A 21,264-nucleotide genomic window follows, 5' to 3' on the forward strand; every position below is an offset into this window, starting at 1 on the left:
TGTACTTATTAACCTTGATGAAAAGTGTTAATGTGACAGTGATATTTGTTGAGTGTTAACGACTGTCAAAGATGAGGAGTCGTCACTATGCCCATGAAGGGGATTAACCGACTGACACTGCGTGAGCAGGTGTGGACGACGCTGCGCTCGGAGATCCTTGAGGGCAACTTGCCAGCTGGTTCACGTCTGGGTGAGGTCGATCTTGCCGAACAACTGAACGTGAGTCGTGGCACCGTTCGCGAGGCGCTACGTAAGCTCCAGCAGTCTGGTCTTGTCGAAGGTGAAGACCGCATTGGTTTGCGCGTCGCTCAATTTACTCCCAAGCAACTTCGTGAGCTCTTTGCTGTACGCGCAGCTCTAGAGGGACTGGCGGCGTCGACGATCGTAACCCGGGGGCGAGGAAGCGAAGTCGCTGATCTCCTTGAAAAGAATCTCCCTGCGGGGGCGGACGGCAAGAGTGTCATGGAAGTTCTGGATGAAGACCTTGGTTTCCATCAGATTCTGTGTCACGAATCCGGCAATGAAGTGCTGTTGGAGATGTGGAACGACTTGCAGGACCGGATGCGCGTTGCAATCATGTCTGACGCATCTGCGCAACGCGCTGAGCTGATGAGCGGTGTTTATCATCAACCGATCGTTGACGCCCTTCGCGCCGGAAATCCCGAAACGGCACGCGAGACTCTGAATGAGCACATGCGCTATGCGGGTGAGGTTTGGGCAGTGAACAGGGAAAAACAAGAGTCGCGAGTCGACGAAGCCTAGTTCAATCGCATTTTTTCAAGGGCGACACGTCTCCTAAAAAAGGGGAGTGTCGCCCTTTGTTTTCGAAGCTCGTCAACGTTTAGATTGCCGAACCAAAGTGATTGACAGTAGATAGTTAACGGTCTACTGTTAACAATAAGTCAGCAATGGTGTTGACAATCACAAAGAGGTGGAGAAAACGCGAGCTATGACGGTCACGGTTGAAGACCACACGATTATGCATGGCCTCGGTGCTGGCGTTTCGCAGGTTGTTGCCCGCGAGGGTGGTGCGCGCGTCCGCCAGATCGGCATCCAGGATCAGTTCGGTCAAAGCGCAACCTACGAGGAGCTCCTCGAAATGAATGGCATCACCGTTGACGGCATCGTGGAAGCAGTCCATGAGCTGAATGCCTGAGCCACCCCCATCATCCAGCCCGATTCCCCCTCTCATTGCTTCTCCAGCCCGGTGTGAATAGGGGAGTCGGGCTGGTGTGCTGTGGAAGAAAACCACCTGCTTGCTCGGCAAACATCGGTGATGATCAGCACGCCGTCACCTAGACAGATCTGCGGGGTAGAGCACTACACTTGTAGGCGAAGCGTTCCTTTAAATTCCGTCCTGTGAGGCGGGGAAGGAGATTCACTGATGGGATCAGTGCACCCACACGCAGAGCGGGGCAGCTCTGCACGGCAGGTTTTAGATGCCGATGACATTGCCCGTTCACTCACGCGAATCGCGTTTGAGATTATTGAAAGAAATGGCGAAGAGCAGACGCTGGTCGTCGCGGGAATCCCGACTCGTGGCGCGACCCTTTCCAAGCGCGTAGTCGAAAAGATCAACGAGGTCGGTGGCAGGCGCGCGCAACTTGCCATCATCGACACGACAATGTTCCGGGATGACCTTTCCTCTCAGCCCCTTCGCGAGCCTAAGGAATCATTTGTGCCGGCCGATGGCATCGACGGACGTACCGTCATTCTGGTCGACGATGTACTGTACACGGGACGCACCATCAAGGCTGCTCTCGATGCACTGACATCGATCGGCCGTCCGAAGGCAGTCCAACTCGCAGTTCTCGTTGACCGGGGCCACCGTGAACTGCCTATTCGCCCCGACTACGTGGGCAAGAATCTCCCCACCGCTCGTGATGAGTCAGTGTCTATTTGGCTGAATGAAACTGATGGCGAAGACTGCGTTCTGATTGAGAGGAACAACTGATGTCCTTGAACCACCTCATTTCCATTCGTGACCTCGAATATCGTGATGCCCTCTTGCTTCTCGACACGGCTGAACAGATGGCGGCAACGCAGTCACGTCGAGTGAAGAAACTACCAACACTTCACGGTCGCACTGTTGTCAATCTGTTCTTCGAGGATTCAACCCGTACACGTCTGTCGTTTGAGGCTGCTGCAAAGCGCCTCTCGGCAGACGTTATTAATTTCTCCGCTAAAGGATCGTCGGTCTCCAAAGGCGAATCGCTCAAAGACACGGCTCTCACCCTCCAAGCCATGGGCGCCGACGCGGTGGTTGTCCGCCACTCTTCTTCCGGAGCGGCTCACCGCCTTGCACACGCTGGTTGGATGAACCTGCCGGTGCTGAACGCGGGCGATGGTACTCACCAGCACCCGACTCAGGCGCTCCTTGATGCCATGACCCTGCGTCGCCACTACAAACGCAACCCCTCAGACCCCGACGTTGAACCGCTGGCACCGGGCACCGATCTCAAAGGCGCGCGCGTCGTAATCGTCGGCGATGTTCTCCACTCGCGAGTTGCGAGGTCCAACGTTGATCTTCTGACTCTGCTGGGCGCCCACGTCACGTTGGTCGCGCCTCCTACGTTGCTTCCCGTGGGCGTTGAAAACTGGACCTGCGATATCGAATACGACTTCGATAAGGCTCTCGCCACTGACCTCGACGCCGTGATGATGCTACGCGTCCAGCGCGAGCGCATGAGCACTGCCGGTGGCGGATTCTTCCCGTCACCGGGCGAATATCACACCGCATACGGCCTCGATAATCAGCGTTTCAACGCTCTCAACCCCGAATGCATCGTGATGCACCCCGGCCCGATGAACCGAGGCCTTGAAATGAGCGCGGAGGCAGCTGACTCAAAGCGCTCCGTTGTCGTCGAACAAGTTTCCAATGGCGTCAGCGTTCGTATGGCTGCCCTTTACCTGCTTCTTGCCGCGGAAGGAAACAATAATGACTGAAAACACCTCGAAAACTTGGTTCATTTCCGGCGCATCGATTCTGGGAGAGCAATCCAGCGACATCTTGGTCCGTGATGGCGTCATTGTTGCTATCGGTGACGAAGCAAAGGAGGATGCCGCCAATGCCCGGCATATTGATGCCGACGGTCTGATCGCGCTTCCCGGCCTCGTCGATATGCACACGCACCTGCGTGAACCCGGGCGCGAAGACGCTGAAACAATCGAAACCGGCACGCGTGCTGCGGCAGTGGGTGGCTACACAGCCGTTCACGCGATGGCGAATACGACCCCGGTTGCCGATAGTGCATCGGTTGTCGATCAGGTGTGGCAGATCGGTCACGACCTGGGATGGGTTGATGTTCGCCCGGTCGGTGCCGTGACTCAAGGCCTCGCTGGCAAACACCTGTCGTCGATGGGTGCGATGGCACATTCCCGCTCTCAGGTGCGCGTCTTTTCTGATGATGGCAAGTGCGTGTCGGATCCGGTTCTCATGCGTCGTGCCCTCGAATATGTGAAGACCTTCGGTGGTGTCGTTGCTCAACACTCGCAGGATCCGGAGTTGACTGATGGTGCGCAGATGAATGAATCGCCACTGTCTGGCGAACTTGGTTTGGCCGGTTGGCCTCCCGTCGCTGAAGAGGCGATCATCGCCCGTGACATTTTGCTGGCAAAGCACGTCGGTTCGCGCCTCCACGTGTGCCACCTTTCGACTGCTGGATCGGTAGATCTGATCCGCTGGGGCAAGCGCATGGGCGTTGACGTGACGGCAGAAGTAACTCCTCACCACCTGCTCCTCACTGAGGAAATGGCCGCGACTTACGATCCGCTCTACAAGGTCAACCCGCCACTTCGCACTCGCGAAGACGTGGAGGCAGTCCGCGAGGGCCTCGCCGATGGCACGATCGACGTTGTGGGAACCGACCATGCTCCGCATCCGCTGGAAGACAAGGACTGTGAGTGGCAGGCGGGCGCGTTCGGCATGACCGGCCTGGAAACTGCATTGCCGATCCTGATCGAAACGATGGTGAAAACCGGCCGCATGACGTGGGCCGACATTGCTCGAGTGATGTCGATAACGCCTGCGCAGATCGGCAAGGTTGCCACTCAAGGACAGGGCCTTGTGGTGGGCGCTCTGGCCAATATCACGCTGGTTGATCCGAGCGTGCGCCGGAAAGTGGATCCCGCCCAGCAGTTCACGCGCTCAACCAATTCGCCGTACCGCGGGATGGAGTTGCCCGGCCAGGTTCTGTACACGCTGTACGCCGGTGAGGCAACCGTGCTGAGTGGAATGCCGATTGAAAAGGCGGACCGGCAATGATCCAATCAGAACTCGCACTGCTCGTCCTTGAAGATGGCACGGTATTCCCCGGATGCGCCTGGGGCAAACGCGGTCGCACACTGGGTGAGATTGTCTTTTCCACAGGCATGACCGGATATCAAGAGACACTCACCGATCCTTCATATCACCGCCAGATCGTCGTGATGACGGCACCTCACATCGGTAATACCGGTGTTAACGATGAAGATCCTGAATCCAAGCAGATCTGGGTTGCCGGCTTCGTTGTGCGTGAGCCTGCACGTCGAGCATCAAACTGGCGATCGAAGCGCACCCTTGATGAAGAGCTCATTGAGCAGGGGATCGTGGGAATCAGTGGTGTTGATACTCGCGCTATCACGCGCCACATTCGCTCACACGGCGCGATGCGCGCTGGAATCTTCTCCGGTGGTGCGCTTCCCGCAGGCGCTGAGCACCTGAATAACCAGGTGCGCGAGGCTCTGGTACGTATTGTCGTGGATCAACCGATGATGGCCGGCGCAGCCTTAGCATCCGAGGTCTCGACAAAAGACACCTACGTTATTAAAGGCGAAGGCGAACCGGTATGTCGTGTGGTGGCCGTGGATTTGGGCATCAAATCGCGCACACCGGAGCAGCTTGCGCAAAGAGGGGTCGAGGTTCATGTTGTGCCCAATACCGTGAGCTTCGCGGATATTCAGGCTCTGAACCCCGATGGAGTTTTCTTCTCGAATGGGCCGGGTGACCCCGCGTCTGCTGACCTGGAGATTGAGCTATTACGTGCAGTCCTAGATGCTGGGCTCCCGTACTTCGGCATTTGCTTCGGACACCAGCTGTTCGGTCGCGCTCTGGGGTATGGAACCTACAAGCTCGAATTCGGCCACCGCGGTGTCAACCAGCCGGTGAAGGATCTGGAGACCGGTCGCGTTGAAATCACCGCCCACAACCACGGTTTCGCAGTGGACGCCCCTGTTGGGGCTCCCTCGGTCGCACCGTTCGAGGATGGCCGCTATGGAAAGGTCGAAGTCAGCCACATTGGTCTAAACGATGGGGTTGTGGAAGGCCTACGGGCATGTGATATCCCCGCTTTCTCGGTTCAATACCACCCCGAAGCGGCAGCTGGTCCTCACGATGGTGAGCACCTCTTTGATCGTTTTGTATCCATGATTCTGGCTTCGAAGGAGGCGAACTGATGCCTAAGCGCCAAGATTTGCAGTCCGTCCTTGTTATCGGGTCCGGTCCGATCGTTATTGGTCAAGCGTGCGAATTCGACTATTCGGGTACGCAAGCATGCCGTGTTCTCAAAGAAGAAGGCCTGCGCGTTATCCTCGTGAACTCCAACCCGGCCACGATTATGACCGACCCGGAGATCGCCGACGCCACGTACGTTGAACCGATTACCCCCGAAGTCGTTGCGTCGATTATCGAAAAGGAACGGCCGGACGCTCTGCTTCCGACGCTGGGTGGTCAAACTGCACTGAACACTGCAGTTGCGCTGAACGAAGCTGGCATTCTCGAAAAGTACAACGTTGAGCTGATCGGCGCGTCCATCGAGGCGATTAACGCGGGCGAAGACCGTGAGATCTTCAAGGAGATCGTTGAGACGTGTGGCGCCGAAGTCGCACGTTCCTATATCGCTCACACGATGGAAGAATGCCACGAAGCGGCAGCTCAACTGGGCTACCCGCTGGTCGTACGTCCCTCGTTCACGATGGGCGGGTTAGGTTCAGGCTTCGCCTATACCCCCGAAGATCTCGAACGCATCGCAGGCCAGGGACTCGCGGCGTCGATCACCACCGAGGTTTTGCTCGAAGAATCCATCCTCGGGTGGAAGGAATACGAGCTCGAGCTCATGCGAGACAAGGCGGATAACGTCGTTGTCGTCTGTTCGATCGAAAACATTGACCCGGTGGGTGTTCACACGGGCGACTCGGTGACCGTTGCACCCGCATTGACGCTCACCGACCGCGAGTTGCAGCGCCTGCGCGATATCGGCATTGCAGTGATCCGTAAGGTCGGTGTGGATACTGGTGGCTGTAATATCCAGTTTGCTCTGGATCCGAAGACCGGTCGCATCATCGTCATCGAAATGAACCCGCGTGTATCGCGTTCATCCGCACTGGCATCCAAGGCGACGGGCTTCCCGATTGCGAAGATCGCAGCGCGCCTCGCCACCGGTTACACGCTCGACGAAATCCCGAACGACATCACGGGCTCCACGCCTGCCTCTTTCGAGCCCACGCTGGACTACGTCGTGGTGAAGGTTCCGCGATTCACCTTCGAAAAGTTCCCGGAAGCTGACCCCACGCTGTCGACCTCAATGAAAGCAGTCGGCGAGGCCATGGCAATCGGGCGCAACTTCACGGAGGCGTTTCAAAAAGCGTTGCGCTCCATCGACAAGTCGGGAGTTCAATTCTCGTGGGCGCGGCCTCGTCCCACCACAGAAGAGACAAAAGCACTTGTCGCTCAGGCTGCACGAGGCACCGAACAGCGCTTTGTGCAGGTCATGGACGCAATCCGTGGAGGTGCGACGCTCGACGAGCTCTTCGAGTCGACGAAGATCGACCCCTGGTTCCTTGACCAGTTCTACTTGCTTGACGAGATTGCTCGTGAAATCGCTCAAGCTCCCGCGCTCAACCGCGAGGTACTGAGTCTTGCGAAACGTCACGGCTTCTCCGACCGTCAGATTGGTGATATTCGAGGCCTGTCGGAGACGAGCGTGCGAGAAGTACGAGGTGCTTTCGAGATTCACCCCGTCTTCAAGACGGTGGATACATGCTCGGCAGAGTTTGCGGCGAAGACTCCGTACCACTACTCGAGCTACGACTTCGAGAACGAGGTTGCGCCCCGCGAGCGCGAAGCAGTCATCATTCTGGGCGCTGGGCCGAATCGTATCGGTCAGGGCATTGAGTTCGATTATTCGTGCGTGCACGCAGCGATGAGCCTGCGCGAGCGCTACGACACGATCATGGTGAACTGCAACCCAGAAACCGTGTCGACTGACTACGACATTTCAGATCGCCTCTACTTTGAGCCCCTGACGCTTGAGGACGTGCTCGAGATCTACCGGACAGAAAGCGTGGCCGGTCCGGTCAAAGGTGTCATTGTTCAGTTGGGTGGTCAGACTCCGCTGTCGCTTGCGCGTGATCTTGAGGCTGCGGGTGTGCCGATTCTTGGCACGTCGCCGTCGTCGATCGATGTGGCTGAAGACCGTGAAGAGTTTGCTAAGGTGCTGGCGATTGCCGGTTGCCCGGCTCCGGCGCACGATACGGCTCATATGGTCTCGCAGGTTCGCGAGGTTGCTGAGCGCGTTGGATATCCGGTGCTTCTGCGCCCCAGCTTCGTCTTGGGCGGTCGTGGCATGGAAATCGTGAACGACGAGGCCGCGCTCGATCGCTATCTCGATAGGCCGGATATTGGCGCGCTGTTCTCACGCGGTCCACTGTTGATTGACCGTTTCTTGGATGCGGCGATCGAAATTGACGTGGACGCGCTGTATGACGGTAATGAATTGTTTATGGGCGCCATTATGGAGCACATTGAAGAGGCCGGTATTCACTCCGGTGACTCGGCGTGCGTGTTGCCGCCGATGACTCTGTCGTCCAGCCAGCTTCATCGGATTGCTGCATCGACCGAAGCGATTGCACGTGAGGTGGGGGTGCGTGGTCTGATCAATATCCAGTTCGCCCTCTTGTCCGATGTCCTGTACGTGATTGAGGCGAATCCTCGTGCTTCTCGTACGGTGCCGTTTGCTTCGAAGGCGACGGGCGTACCTTTGGCGAAGGCAGCATCTTTGATCCAGGTGGGCGACTCGATCGCATCGTTGCGTGAGCGTGGCATTCTTCCGATTACGGATGCGCGCGAGATCCGTGATGGTGCCTCGATTGCAGTGAAGCAGGTTGTTCTGCCATTCAAGCGCTTCCGTACAGCGGAGGGATTGGTCGTGGATACGATCCTCGGGCCTGAGATGCGCTCGACGGGCGAGGTCATGGGTATCGATCACAACTTCCCGACGGCATTCGCGAAGTCGCAATCCGGTGCGATCGGAAAACTGCCGACCGAAGGTACGGTCTTCATTTCGATTGCGGATACGGACAAGCGTGCGATCGTGTTCCCTGCTGCTCGTATGCGGGACCTTGGTTTTACGATTTGGGCGACAACGGGTACAGCTTCGGTGTTGCGCCGAAACGGGATCGAGGCCCAGGCTGTTCGCAAGCGCTCTGAGGGACGAGGCAATGAAGGTGAGCCCACCATCGTTGACCTAATCAACGATGGGATGATCGACATCGTTGTGAATACTCCGCAGAAGAGCGATAACCGCCACGACGGCTATCAGATTCGTACCGCTGCAATGACCCACGACAAGACGATTGTGACGACGCTCCAGGCGTTTAACGCGCTTGTTCAAGCGATTGAGGTGCGCACTCACGGTGCGTATCACGTGCGATCATTGCAGGAATGGGATGCGCTTCGAAAGGAGAATGAACGATGACCATGCGAGGTTTCGGTGATCGTCTTGCCGACGCAATGGCTGAGCATGGGCCTGTGTGCGTTGGGATTGACCCGCACCCCGGTCTGCTTGACCAGTGGGGCTTAGATCATTCGATTGACGGGTTGCGTAGGTTTTCTCTGGGCGTTGTTGAAGCGTTGGGAGGCAGAGTTGGGGCATTCAAACCGCAGTCAGCCTTCTTCGAACGTTTTGGATCACACGGCGTCGGCGTATTGGAAGAAGTCATTGACGCCTGTCGAAATGCGGGTTCCTTGTGCATCGTGGACGCTAAACGTGGTGACATTGGTTCAACTATGAACGGTTACGCCGATGCGTATCTGGCTGATGGCTCTCCGCTGGCTGGCGATGCTGTGACTCTTTCACCGTATTTGGGTGTTGGCTCGCTTACCCCGGCGCTTGAAATGGCAAAAGAGACAGGCAGGGGAGTGTTCGTTCTTGCTCTGACATCGAACCCCCAGGGTGCTTCGGTTCAACATTGTGTGAACTCCGAGGGGCAATCGGTTGCTGGGGGAGTCGTTCAAGCACTGTCCGATTTCAATGCGACGTTCGACTTTGAGCATATGGGTCCTGCAGGAATTGTTGTGGGCGCGACCGTTGGGGATGCTCCGCATCGCCTGGGCATTTCTTTTGATGCCTTCAATGGCCCAATTCTTGCCCCCGGGGTGGGAGCTCAAGGTGCCGGACCGAAGGAACTCAGGGAGGTGTTCGGCCAAGCAGCTTTGAACGTGCTCGCGTCGTCATCTCGAGCGATTTTGGTCAAAGGCCCCGATGCTCTGGGCCTTCAACAGGCATACGCTCAAGCGGTCGCCGAATTAGCTGAGTGAATATTGCTTCCCACTTTCTTCACACAAAAGCCCTGCTAACACGATAAAATCGCCTGTAACAGTCACAATCTGTGAAGGAGTGGGAGGCAATGGCGCTACCTCATCTGACACCTGAACAACGTGCTCAGGCTCTAGAAAAAGCAACTGCAGCACGTCGCGTGCGCGCGGATATCAAAGCGCGTCTGAAGAATCGCGAAATCACGCTTTCAGAGGTTCTCAACCTTGCCGAAAAGGACGAGTCAATCGCCAAGATGCGTGTTGTCTCTCTGCTTGAGTCAATGCCGCGCGTTGGAGTCACAACGGCTGCCGCATTGATGGATGAGTACGGTATTGCTCAATCACGTCGTGTCAGGGGTCTTGGGCACGTTCAGGCTCAGGCTCTGATCGAGCGATTCGGCTAGTAACAGGTAAAGGTGGCACGATTGTCAGCATGGATAAACCACGACTGACTGTGCTTGCCGGTCCCACTGCTGTAGGTAAGGGGAGCGTCGTTCAAGCTCTTAGTGAACGTCACCCGGAACTGGTTGTTTCCGTCTCTGCGACGACTCGTTCGCCCAGACCGGGTGAAGTTGATGGCGTTCATTATCTGTTCAAGACAGATGAAGAATTTGACGCGCTTGTCGAATCGGGATTGATGCTCGAATGGGCGACAGTCCACGGAGTTCATCGCTACGGCACGCCTGCGCCCCCTGTCGACGAGGCCTTGAAAGCGGGTAAACCTGTCCTGCTCGAGATTGACCTTGATGGCGCCCGTCAGGTGATGAAAACGCGTCCCGATGCGCTCTTCGTTTTCCTTGCACCTCCGTCGTGGGATGAGCTTGTGAGGCGCCTTGTCGGTCGCGGAACCGAAGACGAGGAAGAACGCGCGCGTCGTCTTCAAACTGCGAAGGTTGAGATGGCCGCAGAGTCGGAATTCGACGTAACTGTGACGAATGACGACCTCGACGACGCCGTTACTGAACTGGCTCACCTTATGGGGCTGGAGTAAACTAGCCCCCAGTGTGGCCAAATGGCCACGTTTGAATCCAGGAGGACCGCATGGCCGGAATCGTCGCACAGCCCCAAGGCATCACGTCGCCACCGATCGATGATCTGCTTGAGCACGTCGATTCGAAGTACGCTCTCGTGATCGTTGCCGCTCGTCGCGCACGTCAGATCAACTCCTACAACCTTCAGCTTGAACAGAACATGATTCAGTTCGTTGGACCCGTTGTCGATGTTGAACCCGACGAGAAGCCTCTGGGTATCGCACTTCGTGAGATCAACGATGGCATGATCTCGGTCGAAACCGAGCAGAAAGCCTGACGCGTATGCGCCCCACGGTGATCGTCGGGGTCAGCGCTGGAATCGCCGCCTACAAGGCGGCGATTCTTGTACGTGAGCTGATTCGCGCTCGATGCGATGTTCGTGTTGTTCCAACACCTGCCTCTTTAGAGTTTGTTGGAAAAGCAACGTGGGAAGGACTGACTGGTCACCCGGTTCACACCGGGCTCACCGATCACCCAGGCTCTGACCACGTGGAGCTTGCTCGTATCGCTGATTTGATTGTTATCGCGCCTGCTACAGCGGATGTGATGGCACGCATTCGCGCCGGCTTTGCGAATGATCTTTTGACGACCACCGTATTGGCATCTCGTTGCCCGGTTGTTCTCAGCCCGGCAATGCACACGGCGATGTGGGATAACGCTGCCACTCAAGATAACGTTGCCGTTCTACGCCAGCGTGGAATAACCATCATCGATCCAGCGTCCGGTGCGCTTGGATCCGGAGATCATGGAGTTGGTAGGCTCCCTGAACCTGAAGAAATTGCTCGTGTGTGCCTCGATACTCTCGCGTCAGCGCAGACTTCGTTCTCTTCCAACGAACGGGTGCTTTTCGGACGGCATATTGTCGTGACCGCAGGCGGAACTCAAGAACCACTGGATCCGGTGCGTTTCATTGGCAACCGTTCGTCGGGACGCCAAGGCATCGAGATTGCTCGATCATCGGCTCGAATGGGCGCGACAGTACACCTGATCGCATCGAACGTTGAAAAGTCACTGCTGGACAATCTTGAACCTTCGATTAGCGTTTCCTTCGCACCCACGGCCCACGATGTTGAACTCGCGGTTCAGGCTCAGTGTGATGGCGCAGACGCGCTGGTGATGTGCGCGGCAATCGCCGATTTTCGTCCCACCAGCGTTGCTGATGCGAAGATCAAGAAGACGGATGATTCTTCAAACGTTCCCACCATTGAATTGGAACGTACGACGGATATTCTTGCCACCGTCGCCCACAGTGATTCAAGGCCCACGGTGGTCGTCGGATTTGCCGCTGAAACAGGTCAGGCCGACACCGTGCTTGCCTATGGCAAAGAGAAGGCACGTCGTAAGGGCGCTGACTTCCTCGCGATTAACCGCGTGGGTGATGGATTCGGTTTTGGTGACGTCGACACCCACGTCACGATCGTCGACTCGAAAGGCGAGCTTGTCGGTGAAGTCTCAGGCTCGAAAGCTCGCGTTGCGGACTTTCTGACCACAACAATCGCTCAGAGACTCGCTACTATTGGCGAGTGACTTCTAATCGACAGCTCTTTACGTCAGAATCCGTGACCGAAGGCCATCCGGATAAGGTCTGTGACCGAATTTCGGATTCAATCCTTGATGCTCTTTTGGAAAAAGACCCGCATTCTCGTGTCGCGGTCGAGACGATGGTGACCACGGGACTCGTGCATGTTGCCGGTGAGGTAACAACCGAGGCCTACGTTGAGATTCCTCAGATTGTTCGTGATGAGATTCTGAAAATTGGCTACAACTCTTCACGAGTGGGCTTTGACGGTGCATCGTGTGGCGTATCGATTTCAATTGGACAGCAAAGCCCGGATATTGCCGGGGGAGTAAACCACGCGCTTGAAGAGCGTGAAGGTAGCGCAAGCGATGCCCGGGATAGCCAGGGCGCTGGCGACCAGGGAATCATGTTTGGTTATGCCTGCGCTGATACACCCGATCTGATGCCTGCTCCAATTTGGCTGGCGCACAAGCTGTCGAAGCGCCTGGCTGATGTCCGCCATGACGAAATTGCGACAGGTCTGCGTCCCGATGGGAAGACTCAAGTCACATTGGCGTACGAGGACGGCAAGCCGGTTGGTATTGATTCGGTTCTCGTTTCTACTCAGCACGATGAGGCTCTGAACCAGTTAGATTTGCGCGACCTGATTGTGGCACACGTGATTGACCCGGTTCTTCGCGACGCCGGTCTCGATCTCGACACAGCCGATATGAAGATCCTCGTCAATCCCTCCGGACGCTTCGTCATCGGTGGCCCCGCTGGCGATGCGGGCGTAACCGGGCGAAAGATTATCGTGGACACCTACGGTGGTATGGCACGTCACGGCGGTGGAGCGTTCTCCGGTAAAGACCCATCGAAGGTTGACCGTAGCGCCACGTACGCTGCGCGCTGGGTGGCGAAGAATGTTGTTGCAGCCGGCCTCGCTTCCAAGTGCGAGATTCAGCTTGCCTACGCGATTGGCCGCGCTCATCCTGTCGGTCTCTACGTTGAAACATTTGGTACTGGCAATGCGAGTGGCCAGCAGATTGCACGCGCCATCGAGACTGTTTTTGACTTGCGCCCGGCCGGCATGATCGCTGACTTGGATCTGCTGCGTCCGATTTACGCTGCCACGTCTTCCTACGGCCATTTTGGTCGTCCAGGCTTCCCCTGGGAAGAAACGAACCGAGTCGACGAATTGTTGAGTGTGATCTGATGACCGCTACCTCTGCTCTGATTGACGAGGCCGCCTCCACCGATTCGTCATTTGACTTGAAATGGCGGCGACGAACAACAGTAGAAATGATCATTTCTGGGCTGATTGGGCTTTACGCTTCTTTCGTCCTTTCGATTGAAGCATGGCAGTTAGCTGCCGACTCAGCGAAAACATTCGCTTGTGATGTCTCGTCGATCCTGTCATGTTCCACGGTGGCGCAGACGCCTCAAGCTCGTATCCTGGGTTTCCCGAACGCATTCCTAGGAATCTTTTTCGAAGCGGTTGTTCTTGCCATTTCGGTCGCTTTGTTGAGCGGAGTGAAGTTTGCCCGCTGGTACATGGCGTGTGCAAATATGCTGTACACAATCGCATTGTTCTTCGCGTACTGGCTTTTCAGCCAGTCCTATTTCGTGATCCACGTGCTTTGCCCGTGGTGTTTGGCGATCACCGTGACAACAACCCTTGTCTTTGCGGGCTTGACACGGATTAATATCCGCGAAGGCGTTCTTCCGGCGCCTGCGTGGTTGAAACGCAGTGTGACCTTGGGTTATGACTGGTCGTTCTGGGGATTGTTGCTGTTCATCCTGATCGCGATGGTCGTAGCCAGGTACGGAGTAGCTCTGCTCGGCTAACCGATGTGCAGTTCAATTCCTCCATGGCTCATGGTGCAATAGAGCCATGGATATTCAAGGTAACAGTGGCGTTCTTTTTGGCCTAGAGCGGGTCGCCACCGCGCAGGCTATTGCCAGCGTGTGCGTGGATGTTGATGTCCCACACCTTGATCGCCCGCTGGACTATGCAATTGGACAAGAGCTCGCCGATGCTGTTGTTCCAGGCGTTGCCGTAAAGGTTCATCTTGCCGGAAGAAGCGTTACCGGTTGGGTCCTCAGCGTCAGAACCGAGGTCCCCGAACATCGTTTAAGTCCGATCGATAGAGTTATCTCGCCCCTGCCCGTCCTTTCGCCTTCGATTGCGAAAGTGGCTCGGAAGATCGCAGACCGCCAGGTAGCAACGCTCTCACAAGCACTCTCGCTTGCGCTTCCACAGCGTCATGTGGGTGCCGAAAAATCATTCTTAGCACAGGACGAAAGCCAACAGCTTGAGTGGAATGTAGACACTGATACAGATGGGGGAGCCTGGCACGACAATCCCGTGGGATGTACGCTTCTTGCTCACCTATCTCACGCTAATCCAGTCCGCAGCGTCTGGACAGCTTTGGGCCCAACGCGTGATGAGCGCCTTGTGGACTGTATTCAGGCCAACGCCGTCGCACACCGTGGAGCCATCATCGTCGCGCCCACACACTGGCAGGCATCGCAGCTGTATAGACTGATCCAGACCCGCCTCGGGGTTCCAGCTGCACTGATGACAACGCAGACATCAGCGGAAGACCGATATCTGATACACCTCCAAGCGATGGCAGGTGAACTTGGCATCGTCGTCGGTACTCGTTCAAGTATCTGGACGCCGTTGAAGAATCTCGGTCTCATTGTCATTTGGGATGACAGCGATGATCGTCTTGTCGAACAGCGAGCACCGCGTGCGGATGCGCTTGACATCGCAATGGCACGATGCGCCGAAGAACACTGTTCGCTTCTCATCGCCTCTTTCTCGCGTTCTGTTAAAGCACAAGCACTTGTTGAATCCGGTTGGGCCGTTTCCTTAATGGAAGATGGTCCAAAGAAACGCGCACTTGTCCCAACCGTCCGCGTTGTTGATGATGATTACATCGAGAGGGAAGGCCCCAGTGGAGCAATGCGCATTCCCTCAGCTGCCCTCGCCACTATCCGCACGGGACTTGCCACCGGCCCAGTGTTAGTTCAGGTCGCTCATGCTGGATATGTTCCTGTCGTTTCATGCTCCCAATGCAGGAGTGTTGCGCGTTGCTATCATTGTCACGGGCCACTGGAGAAATCAGACCAGGACACCATTTCGTGTTCATGGTGTCACCGACCCACGTCGGGATGGCAGTGCCCAACGTGCGCAGGAACGCGGTTACGACACGCACGCATCGGCTCTGAACGAACGGGAGAAGAGCTCGCCCGCGCAATGCCGACGGCGTCAGTCTTGGTTTCATCATCAAGCAATGCCTTGACCCGCACGATCAGTCATAAACCACAGCTTGTCGTCGCAACCCCCGGTAGTGAACCGCTGGCTGAAGGTGGGTATCACGCTGTGGTGATCTTGGATGCCCAAGCGATTGCTGGTCGACCAGAACTCTGGGCACCTCAAGAAGCAATGCGCCGGTGGTTCAACGCGTTGGCACTCGCTCGCCCCGAGGCAAGTGCCCTCATTTGTGGTGGCATCACGCCTTCCATGGCACAGGCTCTTATCCGCTATAACCCTGTTTCATTTGCTCACGATCTGCTTGAAGACCGCAAAGCCAACGGATTCTTCCCTGCAAAAACCGTGATCGCGATCGACGGACAACGCAAAGACTCTCTCGGAGTCGCCGAGTCCTCCGGCGGCGAACTCTTGGGCGAGTACACGTATCAGGCGGTGAAGGAAGGGACGTTACCTATTGTGCGCTCCTTGGTCAGCGTTGAACGTGACCAGCTTCCCGAAGTCTTAGTCAAACTGAAGAAGCTCCTACAATATCGCAGTGCCCACAAACTCCCTACCGTGAAGATCACGGTCAATCCGCCAGAGCTTTTCTAAAGCGATTCCTTTCGTTCGTTAGACTGATCCTCGTGCGTATCGTTTTCGCTGGAACTCCAGCTCCCGCTATCCCGACGCTTGAGCGTCTTGTCGAATCTACTCATGAGGTCGTCGGTGTCATTACCCGTCCACCTGCCAGAGTAGGTCGTGGACGCACGCTACACCCCAGTCCAGTCGCAGAGTTCGCGCGTGGGCACGATCTACCTGTGATTGAAGCGTCTTCGTTTAAAGACCCTAAAGTACGCAATCAAGTCGAGTCACTACGCCCCGATCTCGGTGTCGTTGTCGCATACGGTGCACTCATTCCTCAGTCTGTTCTTGAAATGCCTACTCATGGGTGGATCAATCTCCACTTCTCGTCTCTTCCGCGGTGGCGCGGTGCTGCTCCCGTGCAATGGGCATTGATCAGCGGGGATACCACTACGGCATCCAGTGTTTTCCAACTCGAAAAAGGCCTTGATACCGGTCCTGTTTACTCCTCGATTCCGGTCGACATCAAGCATGAAACAGCGGGCGAATTACTTGAACGCATGGCAATTCTCGGCGCTCCACAAGTTGTAGATGTTGTTGACTCGATTGCGAATGGAACCGCACAAGCTGTGCCTCAAAACGAAGAGGACCCGCGGGCAAGCTACGCACGTCAACTGAGCTCCAGCGACGGGTTTGTCGATTTTCGTTCGTCTGCTCAGGCGACGGACCGACAGATTCTTGGTCTTAGCCCCAACCCGGGCGCGTGGACGCTTCTTCCAGACTCAAAGCGATTGAAACTGGCCGCGGTAACGGTCGTAGAGGGCGATGATCTTGAACCCGGTCATATTCGAGTAACGAAGAAGAGCGTTGAAGTCGGCTGCCAGGACGGAATCGTTCGTCTTGGACAGGTTGCTCCGGCAGGTAAAGGCTGGATGGACGCTGCCGCATGGGCTAGGGGAGCCCGGCTTTCAGAAGACACAGTGCTTGGCACGATGGAGGAAAACTGATGGCAACCCGTCGTTACTCCGATGGATATCGCAAGCTTCAGGATGTCGATATGCCTAGGCGCATTGCTTTTGACGTGCTCATGGCAGTTGAAACTGAAGATGCCTTTGCCAACATCGCTCTAACGAAGGCGTTGCGTGACGCGCGTTCACATGAGCGCCTGGACTCTCGTGACGCTGCATTTACCTCCGAACTTGTCAATGGAAGCCTGCGAGCCCAGGGACGTCTCGACTGGGTTTTGGGACGCTATCTGACCAGGCCCATCGATAAGGTCGATACCCCTGTTCGAGTCCTCCTGCGTATGGGAGCTCATCAGCTTCTGAATATGCGCGTTGCCGACCATGCGGCAGTTGCTTCCACCGTTGATCTCGCTCGCCACTACCTGACCGAGGGACCAACGCGAATGGTGAATGCGGTTTTGCGTTCAATCACGCGTGAAGCTCCTGGAGCAATCGAAGATGCAATCGCCCAGATCAGCGATGCGAACGAACGTCGCTCCATTGAGTTTTCGCATCCGCGCTGGATGGTCGATGCCTTCGAAGACGCTCTGATTGGGCATGGCTTCGAGGCTAGCGAATTAGATGATCTGCTAGCCGGCGATAACCGGCCCCCGCTGGTGACTCTCGTTGCTCGCCCAGGTCTTATCGCAGCAATCGATCTGGCTGAAGAAGCTGAATCAGTGTTGGGGACTCGCGTCGCTCCAGGCGATGTTAGTGATTGCGCGGTTCTTCTCGAACACGGTGATCCGGGTAGTCTCGATTCGATCCGCTCAGGGCGCGCCGGGGTCCAAGACGAAGGTTCTCAGCTCGGCGCAATGATCGCGGCTACCGCCCCGATTGAAGGCAAAGACGATTGCTGGCTTGACCTGTGCGCAGGCCCGGGCGGCAAAGCGTCGATGCTCGCATCGATCGGCGCTCTTCAAGGAGCCACACTGATTGCGAACGAGGTCCATCCTCACCGTGCTCGCCTCGTAGAACGCGCGTGTCGCCAGCTTGACAACGTTGAGGTCGTCTCGTCCGATGGTCGTACCTTCGGTGGGGCCAAGAGTCAGTGGTCTCTTGGAAGCTTCGACCGAGTTGTGATTGATGCTCCCTGCTCAGGCATGGGATCAATGAGGCGTCGCCCCGAATCACGATGGAGGCGCACGCAAGCAGATGTAGGCGACCTCGTCGATTTGCAGGCGGCACTCTTGGCGCGCGGTCTCGAACTTGTTCGCGAAGGTGGAATCCTGACGTATATCACCTGCTCTCCGCACGTCGACGAAACGCTTGCTCAGGTGGAGAAGCTACTGAAAACTGGGAAGGTAGAGCTTCTCGATACAGTTGCACTTGGCGAAGGACATGCACCGGAGCCTTTAAACGTCCCAGACCCTGCTGGTCGTATTAAGAAATACCCCGGTCGCACCCTCCAACTGTGGGAACACCGTAACGGTACGGATTTGATGTTCATTGCAGCGATGAGAAAGGTCGAAAAGCCCACATCAGCGCGCTAATCGCCACGTATCATAGGGACCATGAAACCAACTATTTCTCCTTCGATTCTTAACTGCGATATCGGCGATCTGCGTGGCGAACTCACGAAGATTTCCGGCGCGGACGTTGCTCACGTTGACGTGATGGACAACCATTTTGTTCCGAACTTGTCGTGGGGCCTGCCCGTCGTCAAGTCCGTCATCGCATCGAAGATCCTTCCGGTTGATGCCCACCTGATGATCGAAGACCCCGATCGTTGGGCGCCCGCATATGCGGAAGCTGGTTGCCATTCGGTCACGTTCCATGCTGAAGCTGCGGCAGCTCCGCTCCGCCTTGCACGCGAGCTCCACAGCATCGGTTCAAAGGTCGGTCTGGCGCTTCGTCCCGCAACCGATATCGCTCCGTTCGTCGACATCCTGTCGGAGTTCGACATGATCCTCGTGATGACTGTGGAACCTGGCTTTGGCGGTCAGTCGTTTATTGACTCGATGATCCCGAAGATCCGCCGTACCCGCGAAGCGATCAATGCTTCTGGTCTTGAGGTTTCGATCCAAGTTGACGGTGGTGTTTCTCGTCAGACCATCGAATTGGCAGCTGAAGCTGGCGCAGACAACTTTGTTGCCGGTTCTGCTGTGTTCCGTGCAGAAGACGCGTATGCAGAGGTCGCAGCACTTCGCGCGCTCGCATCACATCACTGCCACTGATTGTTGAGTTTCCAACCGGTGTGTGGTCTTTATTCGTAAGACCACACACCGGTTTTTGTTTCGCGCTTTGGGCGCGTTCGTGGCATGATTGAGGAAGCTCCGGGGTCGGTGAAAGTCCGAGCCGGCGGTGAAAGTCCGCGACCCGCCTGCTATCAGGTGGCTGAATCGGTGTAATTCCGATACCGACGGTGAAAGTCCGGATGGGAGGAGCGCGTCAAGCAGGCGGACTACTGTGCCGTGTTGCTTGCCTCGCGACGCACCCGGATGCCAGAAAGGCTAGGGTCGTGGCACATCGCAAACGCGCATCGCGTACGGTGACGCTCATTGCACCTGTCGTCTTCCTGCTCTTCCTACTTGGAATGTGGTGGGTGATCGTAACCTTTTCAGGCATTGAGTCGTGGCGTCTACCGTCGCCTGCACAAACGTGGCAGCGTGCATTGACGCTTGCAGTAGGGTCGTCGTTCTGGAATAAAACGCTTGTGACGTCGGGGGAGGCGATTGCGGGGTCCGTTCTTGGCGCCCTTGTCGCATTGCCGCTGGCGTATCTCATCTATCGTTCGCCACTTGTCAGTGCTGCGGTCGAACCCTTCCTTGGAGCTACGCAGGCGCTTCCTGCTATTGCTCTCGCACCACTTCTTGTCTTGTGGATCGGCTACGGTTTTTGGTCGATCACTGCACTCTGTGCGCTTCTCGTTTTCTTCCCGATTCTCGTCTCTACGGTGGTGGGTCTACGGCATCTCGATTCTGACATTCTCGAGGCCGCCCAGTTGGATGGAGCATCGGGCTTAACGATGGCGATTTCGATAGAGCTTCCTCTTGCAGCCCCCGCAGTCCTCGGCGGTGTCCGCAACGGTTTTACTCTTTCGGTGACTGGCGCAGTTGTTGGCGAAATGGTAATGGGTGGCAATGGCTTGGGGCAGGTTCTTACACAGGCGCGTTCAAACGTTGATACGGCAGGAATGTTCGTCACGATTGGGCTCTTGTGTGTGATGGCAACAGCGATATACATCCTCGTGTATCGCATTGAGCGCTCGCATCGTTACATGATCTCGCAATGAAAGTGGTTCCTCATGTCTGTTCGTCTTCGCGCATCTATCGCGGCTTTCGCCCTATTCGGCGTGACATGTGTGGGAGCATGTGCTCCCGAGCCTTCGACCGCTGAGTCCGGTGCGTCGGCGTCAAACGCAGTGACCGTTGGTCTGACTTATATTCCGAATGTGCAGTTCTCTCCCGTGTATGTCGCCCATGATGACAGCGTGTATTCGAATGCTGGGTTAGATGTGACAATTCGTCACCACGGTTCCGATGAGGGACTGTTTACGGCCCTCATTTCCGGTGAAGAAGATGTTGTGATTGCTTCGGGTGACGAGGCAATGGTGGCGCGTGATTCCGGGATGGATCTGGTGTCGATTGGTACCTATTACCGTCAGTACCCCGGCGTTGTGATTGTTCCAGCGGATTCTGAGATCCACACTCTGTCGGACCTTAAAGGACACAGCATCGGTATTCCCGGTGAGTATGGGTCGAACTGGTATGCGACCCTCTCGGCTATCTTCCAGGGTGGCTTGAGCGAGAAGGATGTCGAGATTGCGTCGATTGGCTACACGCAACGAGCTGCTCTTGCTCAAGGTGAAGTGGATGCTGTCCTTGGTTTTGCGAATAATGACCTGGTTCAGATGCTCCAGTCGGGCATGGATGTCAGAGCTATTAGTTTGGAATCGCAGACGCCTCTTGTCGCGGCGTCGATCATCACGACCCGTCAGTGGGCTGAGGCAAACCCTGAACTTGCGTCAGCGGTTGTCAGCGCAACAACTGCTGGTATTAACTCGGTGATTGATGATCCCGACCATGCCCTTGACGTCACGATGGCGTGGGATGAGACTCTCAGCGACGAAACCTCGAAGTCCAATGCGATGGCAGTGCTTCAGGCGACAATTCCTCTGATGATGAACGCTGGTGGCCCGGCTGTGGCGATGCAGGATCTTGATCGCTGGGAGATGATGGCAGAGTTCTTGGGCTCTGTGCCGGGTGTCGTCTCTCAGAAGCCCGATGCTTCTTTGGCTGCTACTAACGAGTATGTGAACGAATAAGGCTGTCCGCTAGGCGGATAGGGTTTCATTTGTTGTCCGAGGCGTCGTA

Annotated in this window: 20 protein-coding genes and 1 riboswitch; all 20 genes read left to right on the forward strand. The window is 56.3% G+C overall.

All coding sequences use genetic code 11. The features are described from left to right. Window positions 1–87 precede the first annotated feature (87 nt). The 20 genes from PG731_RS04435 to PG731_RS04530 all read left to right on the forward strand — a co-directional run bounded on the left by PG731_RS04435 (window position 88) and on the right by PG731_RS04530 (window position 21,215). Window positions 88–762, forward strand: a complete 675-nt coding sequence (locus PG731_RS04435) for a GntR family transcriptional regulator (protein WP_270772407.1) — start codon at window positions 88–90, stop codon at window positions 760–762. A gap of 169 nt (window positions 763–931) precedes the next feature. Continuing rightward, window positions 932–1,156, forward strand: a complete 225-nt coding sequence (locus tag PG731_RS04440) for a transketolase C-terminal domain-containing protein (RefSeq protein ID WP_270772408.1) — start codon at window positions 932–934, stop codon at window positions 1,154–1,156. A 228-nt stretch (window positions 1,157–1,384) separates the two neighbouring features. Then, window positions 1,385–1,954 carry a bifunctional pyr operon transcriptional regulator/uracil phosphoribosyltransferase PyrR gene (pyrR, locus tag PG731_RS04445; protein WP_270772409.1) on the forward strand — a complete coding sequence of 190 codons (570 nt, stop codon included), beginning with the start codon at window positions 1,385–1,387 and terminating at the stop codon, window positions 1,952–1,954. Continuing rightward, window positions 1,954–2,946: an aspartate carbamoyltransferase catalytic subunit gene (locus PG731_RS04450; RefSeq protein WP_101628180.1), complete on the forward strand. Its 993-nt coding sequence runs from the start codon at window positions 1,954–1,956 to the stop codon at window positions 2,944–2,946. Before pyrR ends, PG731_RS04450 begins: the two co-directional genes overlap by 1 nt. Continuing rightward, window positions 2,939–4,264, forward strand: a complete 1,326-nt coding sequence (locus PG731_RS04455) for a dihydroorotase (protein ID WP_270772411.1) — start codon at window positions 2,939–2,941, stop codon at window positions 4,262–4,264. Before PG731_RS04450 ends, PG731_RS04455 begins: the two co-directional genes overlap by 8 nt. Beyond that, window positions 4,261–5,433 (forward strand): glutamine-hydrolyzing carbamoyl-phosphate synthase small subunit, encoded by a 1,173-nt coding sequence (carA, locus tag PG731_RS04460; RefSeq protein ID WP_270772412.1) that lies wholly within the window; start codon window positions 4,261–4,263, stop codon window positions 5,431–5,433. Before PG731_RS04455 ends, carA begins: the two co-directional genes overlap by 4 nt. Continuing rightward, on the forward strand, window positions 5,433–8,732 hold the full coding sequence (carB, locus tag PG731_RS04465; RefSeq protein ID WP_270772413.1) for a carbamoyl-phosphate synthase large subunit: 3,300 nt from the start codon (window positions 5,433–5,435) through the stop codon (window positions 8,730–8,732). The genes carA and carB overlap by 1 nt, the downstream gene beginning before the upstream one ends. After that, a complete protein-coding gene (pyrF, locus tag PG731_RS04470) occupies window positions 8,729–9,574 on the forward strand; it encodes an orotidine-5'-phosphate decarboxylase (RefSeq protein ID WP_270772415.1) in 846 nt (281 codons plus the stop codon). The genes carB and pyrF overlap by 4 nt, the downstream gene beginning before the upstream one ends. Window positions 9,575–9,663: 89 nt before the next feature. After that, entirely contained in the window at window positions 9,664–9,975 is a 312-nt protein-coding gene (gene mihF / locus PG731_RS04475) for an integration host factor, actinobacterial type (protein ID WP_195224351.1), read from the forward strand. Between the two features lie 29 nt (window positions 9,976–10,004). Further along, window positions 10,005–10,562 (forward strand): guanylate kinase, encoded by a 558-nt coding sequence (gene gmk / locus PG731_RS04480; RefSeq protein WP_195224352.1) that lies wholly within the window; start codon window positions 10,005–10,007, stop codon window positions 10,560–10,562. Window positions 10,563–10,612: 50 nt separating this feature from the next. After that, window positions 10,613–10,879 (forward strand): DNA-directed RNA polymerase subunit omega, encoded by a 267-nt coding sequence (gene rpoZ, locus PG731_RS04485; RefSeq protein WP_195224353.1) that lies wholly within the window; start codon window positions 10,613–10,615, stop codon window positions 10,877–10,879. A gap of 5 nt (window positions 10,880–10,884) precedes the next feature. Then, complete coding sequence (coaBC, locus tag PG731_RS04490) at window positions 10,885–12,129, forward strand: bifunctional phosphopantothenoylcysteine decarboxylase/phosphopantothenate--cysteine ligase CoaBC (RefSeq protein WP_270772417.1); 1,245 nt, start codon at window positions 10,885–10,887, stop codon at window positions 12,127–12,129. Continuing rightward, entirely contained in the window at window positions 12,126–13,316 is a 1,191-nt protein-coding gene (gene metK / locus PG731_RS04495) for a methionine adenosyltransferase (RefSeq protein ID WP_101628171.1), read from the forward strand. The genes coaBC and metK overlap by 4 nt, the downstream gene beginning before the upstream one ends. An 86-nt stretch (window positions 13,317–13,402) precedes the next feature. Continuing rightward, entirely contained in the window at window positions 13,403–13,948 is a 546-nt protein-coding gene (locus PG731_RS04500) for a vitamin K epoxide reductase family protein (RefSeq protein ID WP_442822475.1), read from the forward strand. Between the two features lie 46 nt (window positions 13,949–13,994). Beyond that, window positions 13,995–15,974, forward strand: coding sequence for a primosomal protein N' (locus tag PG731_RS04505; RefSeq protein ID WP_270772422.1), 1,980 nt, complete (start codon window positions 13,995–13,997; stop codon window positions 15,972–15,974). Between the two features lie 32 nt (window positions 15,975–16,006). Next, window positions 16,007–16,951: a methionyl-tRNA formyltransferase gene (fmt, locus tag PG731_RS04510; protein ID WP_270772423.1), complete on the forward strand. Its 945-nt coding sequence runs from the start codon at window positions 16,007–16,009 to the stop codon at window positions 16,949–16,951. Then, window positions 16,951–18,441: a transcription antitermination factor NusB gene (locus PG731_RS04515; RefSeq protein WP_270772424.1), complete on the forward strand. Its 1,491-nt coding sequence runs from the start codon at window positions 16,951–16,953 to the stop codon at window positions 18,439–18,441. Before fmt ends, PG731_RS04515 begins: the two co-directional genes overlap by 1 nt. A gap of 21 nt (window positions 18,442–18,462) precedes the next feature. Then, window positions 18,463–19,125 carry a ribulose-phosphate 3-epimerase gene (rpe, locus tag PG731_RS04520; RefSeq protein WP_270772425.1) on the forward strand — a complete coding sequence of 221 codons (663 nt, stop codon included), beginning with the start codon at window positions 18,463–18,465 and terminating at the stop codon, window positions 19,123–19,125. A 91-nt stretch (window positions 19,126–19,216) separates the two neighbouring features. Next, window positions 19,217–19,341: riboswitch (FMN riboswitch) on the forward strand. Between the two features lie 68 nt (window positions 19,342–19,409). Further along, window positions 19,410–20,183 carry an ABC transporter permease gene (locus tag PG731_RS04525; RefSeq protein ID WP_442952646.1) on the forward strand — a complete coding sequence of 258 codons (774 nt, stop codon included), beginning with the start codon at window positions 19,410–19,412 and terminating at the stop codon, window positions 20,181–20,183. A gap of 12 nt (window positions 20,184–20,195) precedes the next feature. Next, the gene (locus tag PG731_RS04530; RefSeq protein WP_270772426.1) at window positions 20,196–21,215 is read left to right on the forward strand and encodes an ABC transporter substrate-binding protein; all 1,020 of its coding nucleotides are present in this window, start codon (window positions 20,196–20,198) and stop codon (window positions 21,213–21,215) included. Window positions 21,216–21,264 lie beyond the last annotated feature (49 nt).

Origin of the sequence: Pauljensenia sp. OF14-1SRA (assembly GCF_027694595.1) — a bacterium.
Classification (GTDB): domain Bacteria; phylum Actinomycetota; class Actinomycetes; order Actinomycetales; family Actinomycetaceae; genus Pauljensenia; species Pauljensenia turicensis_B.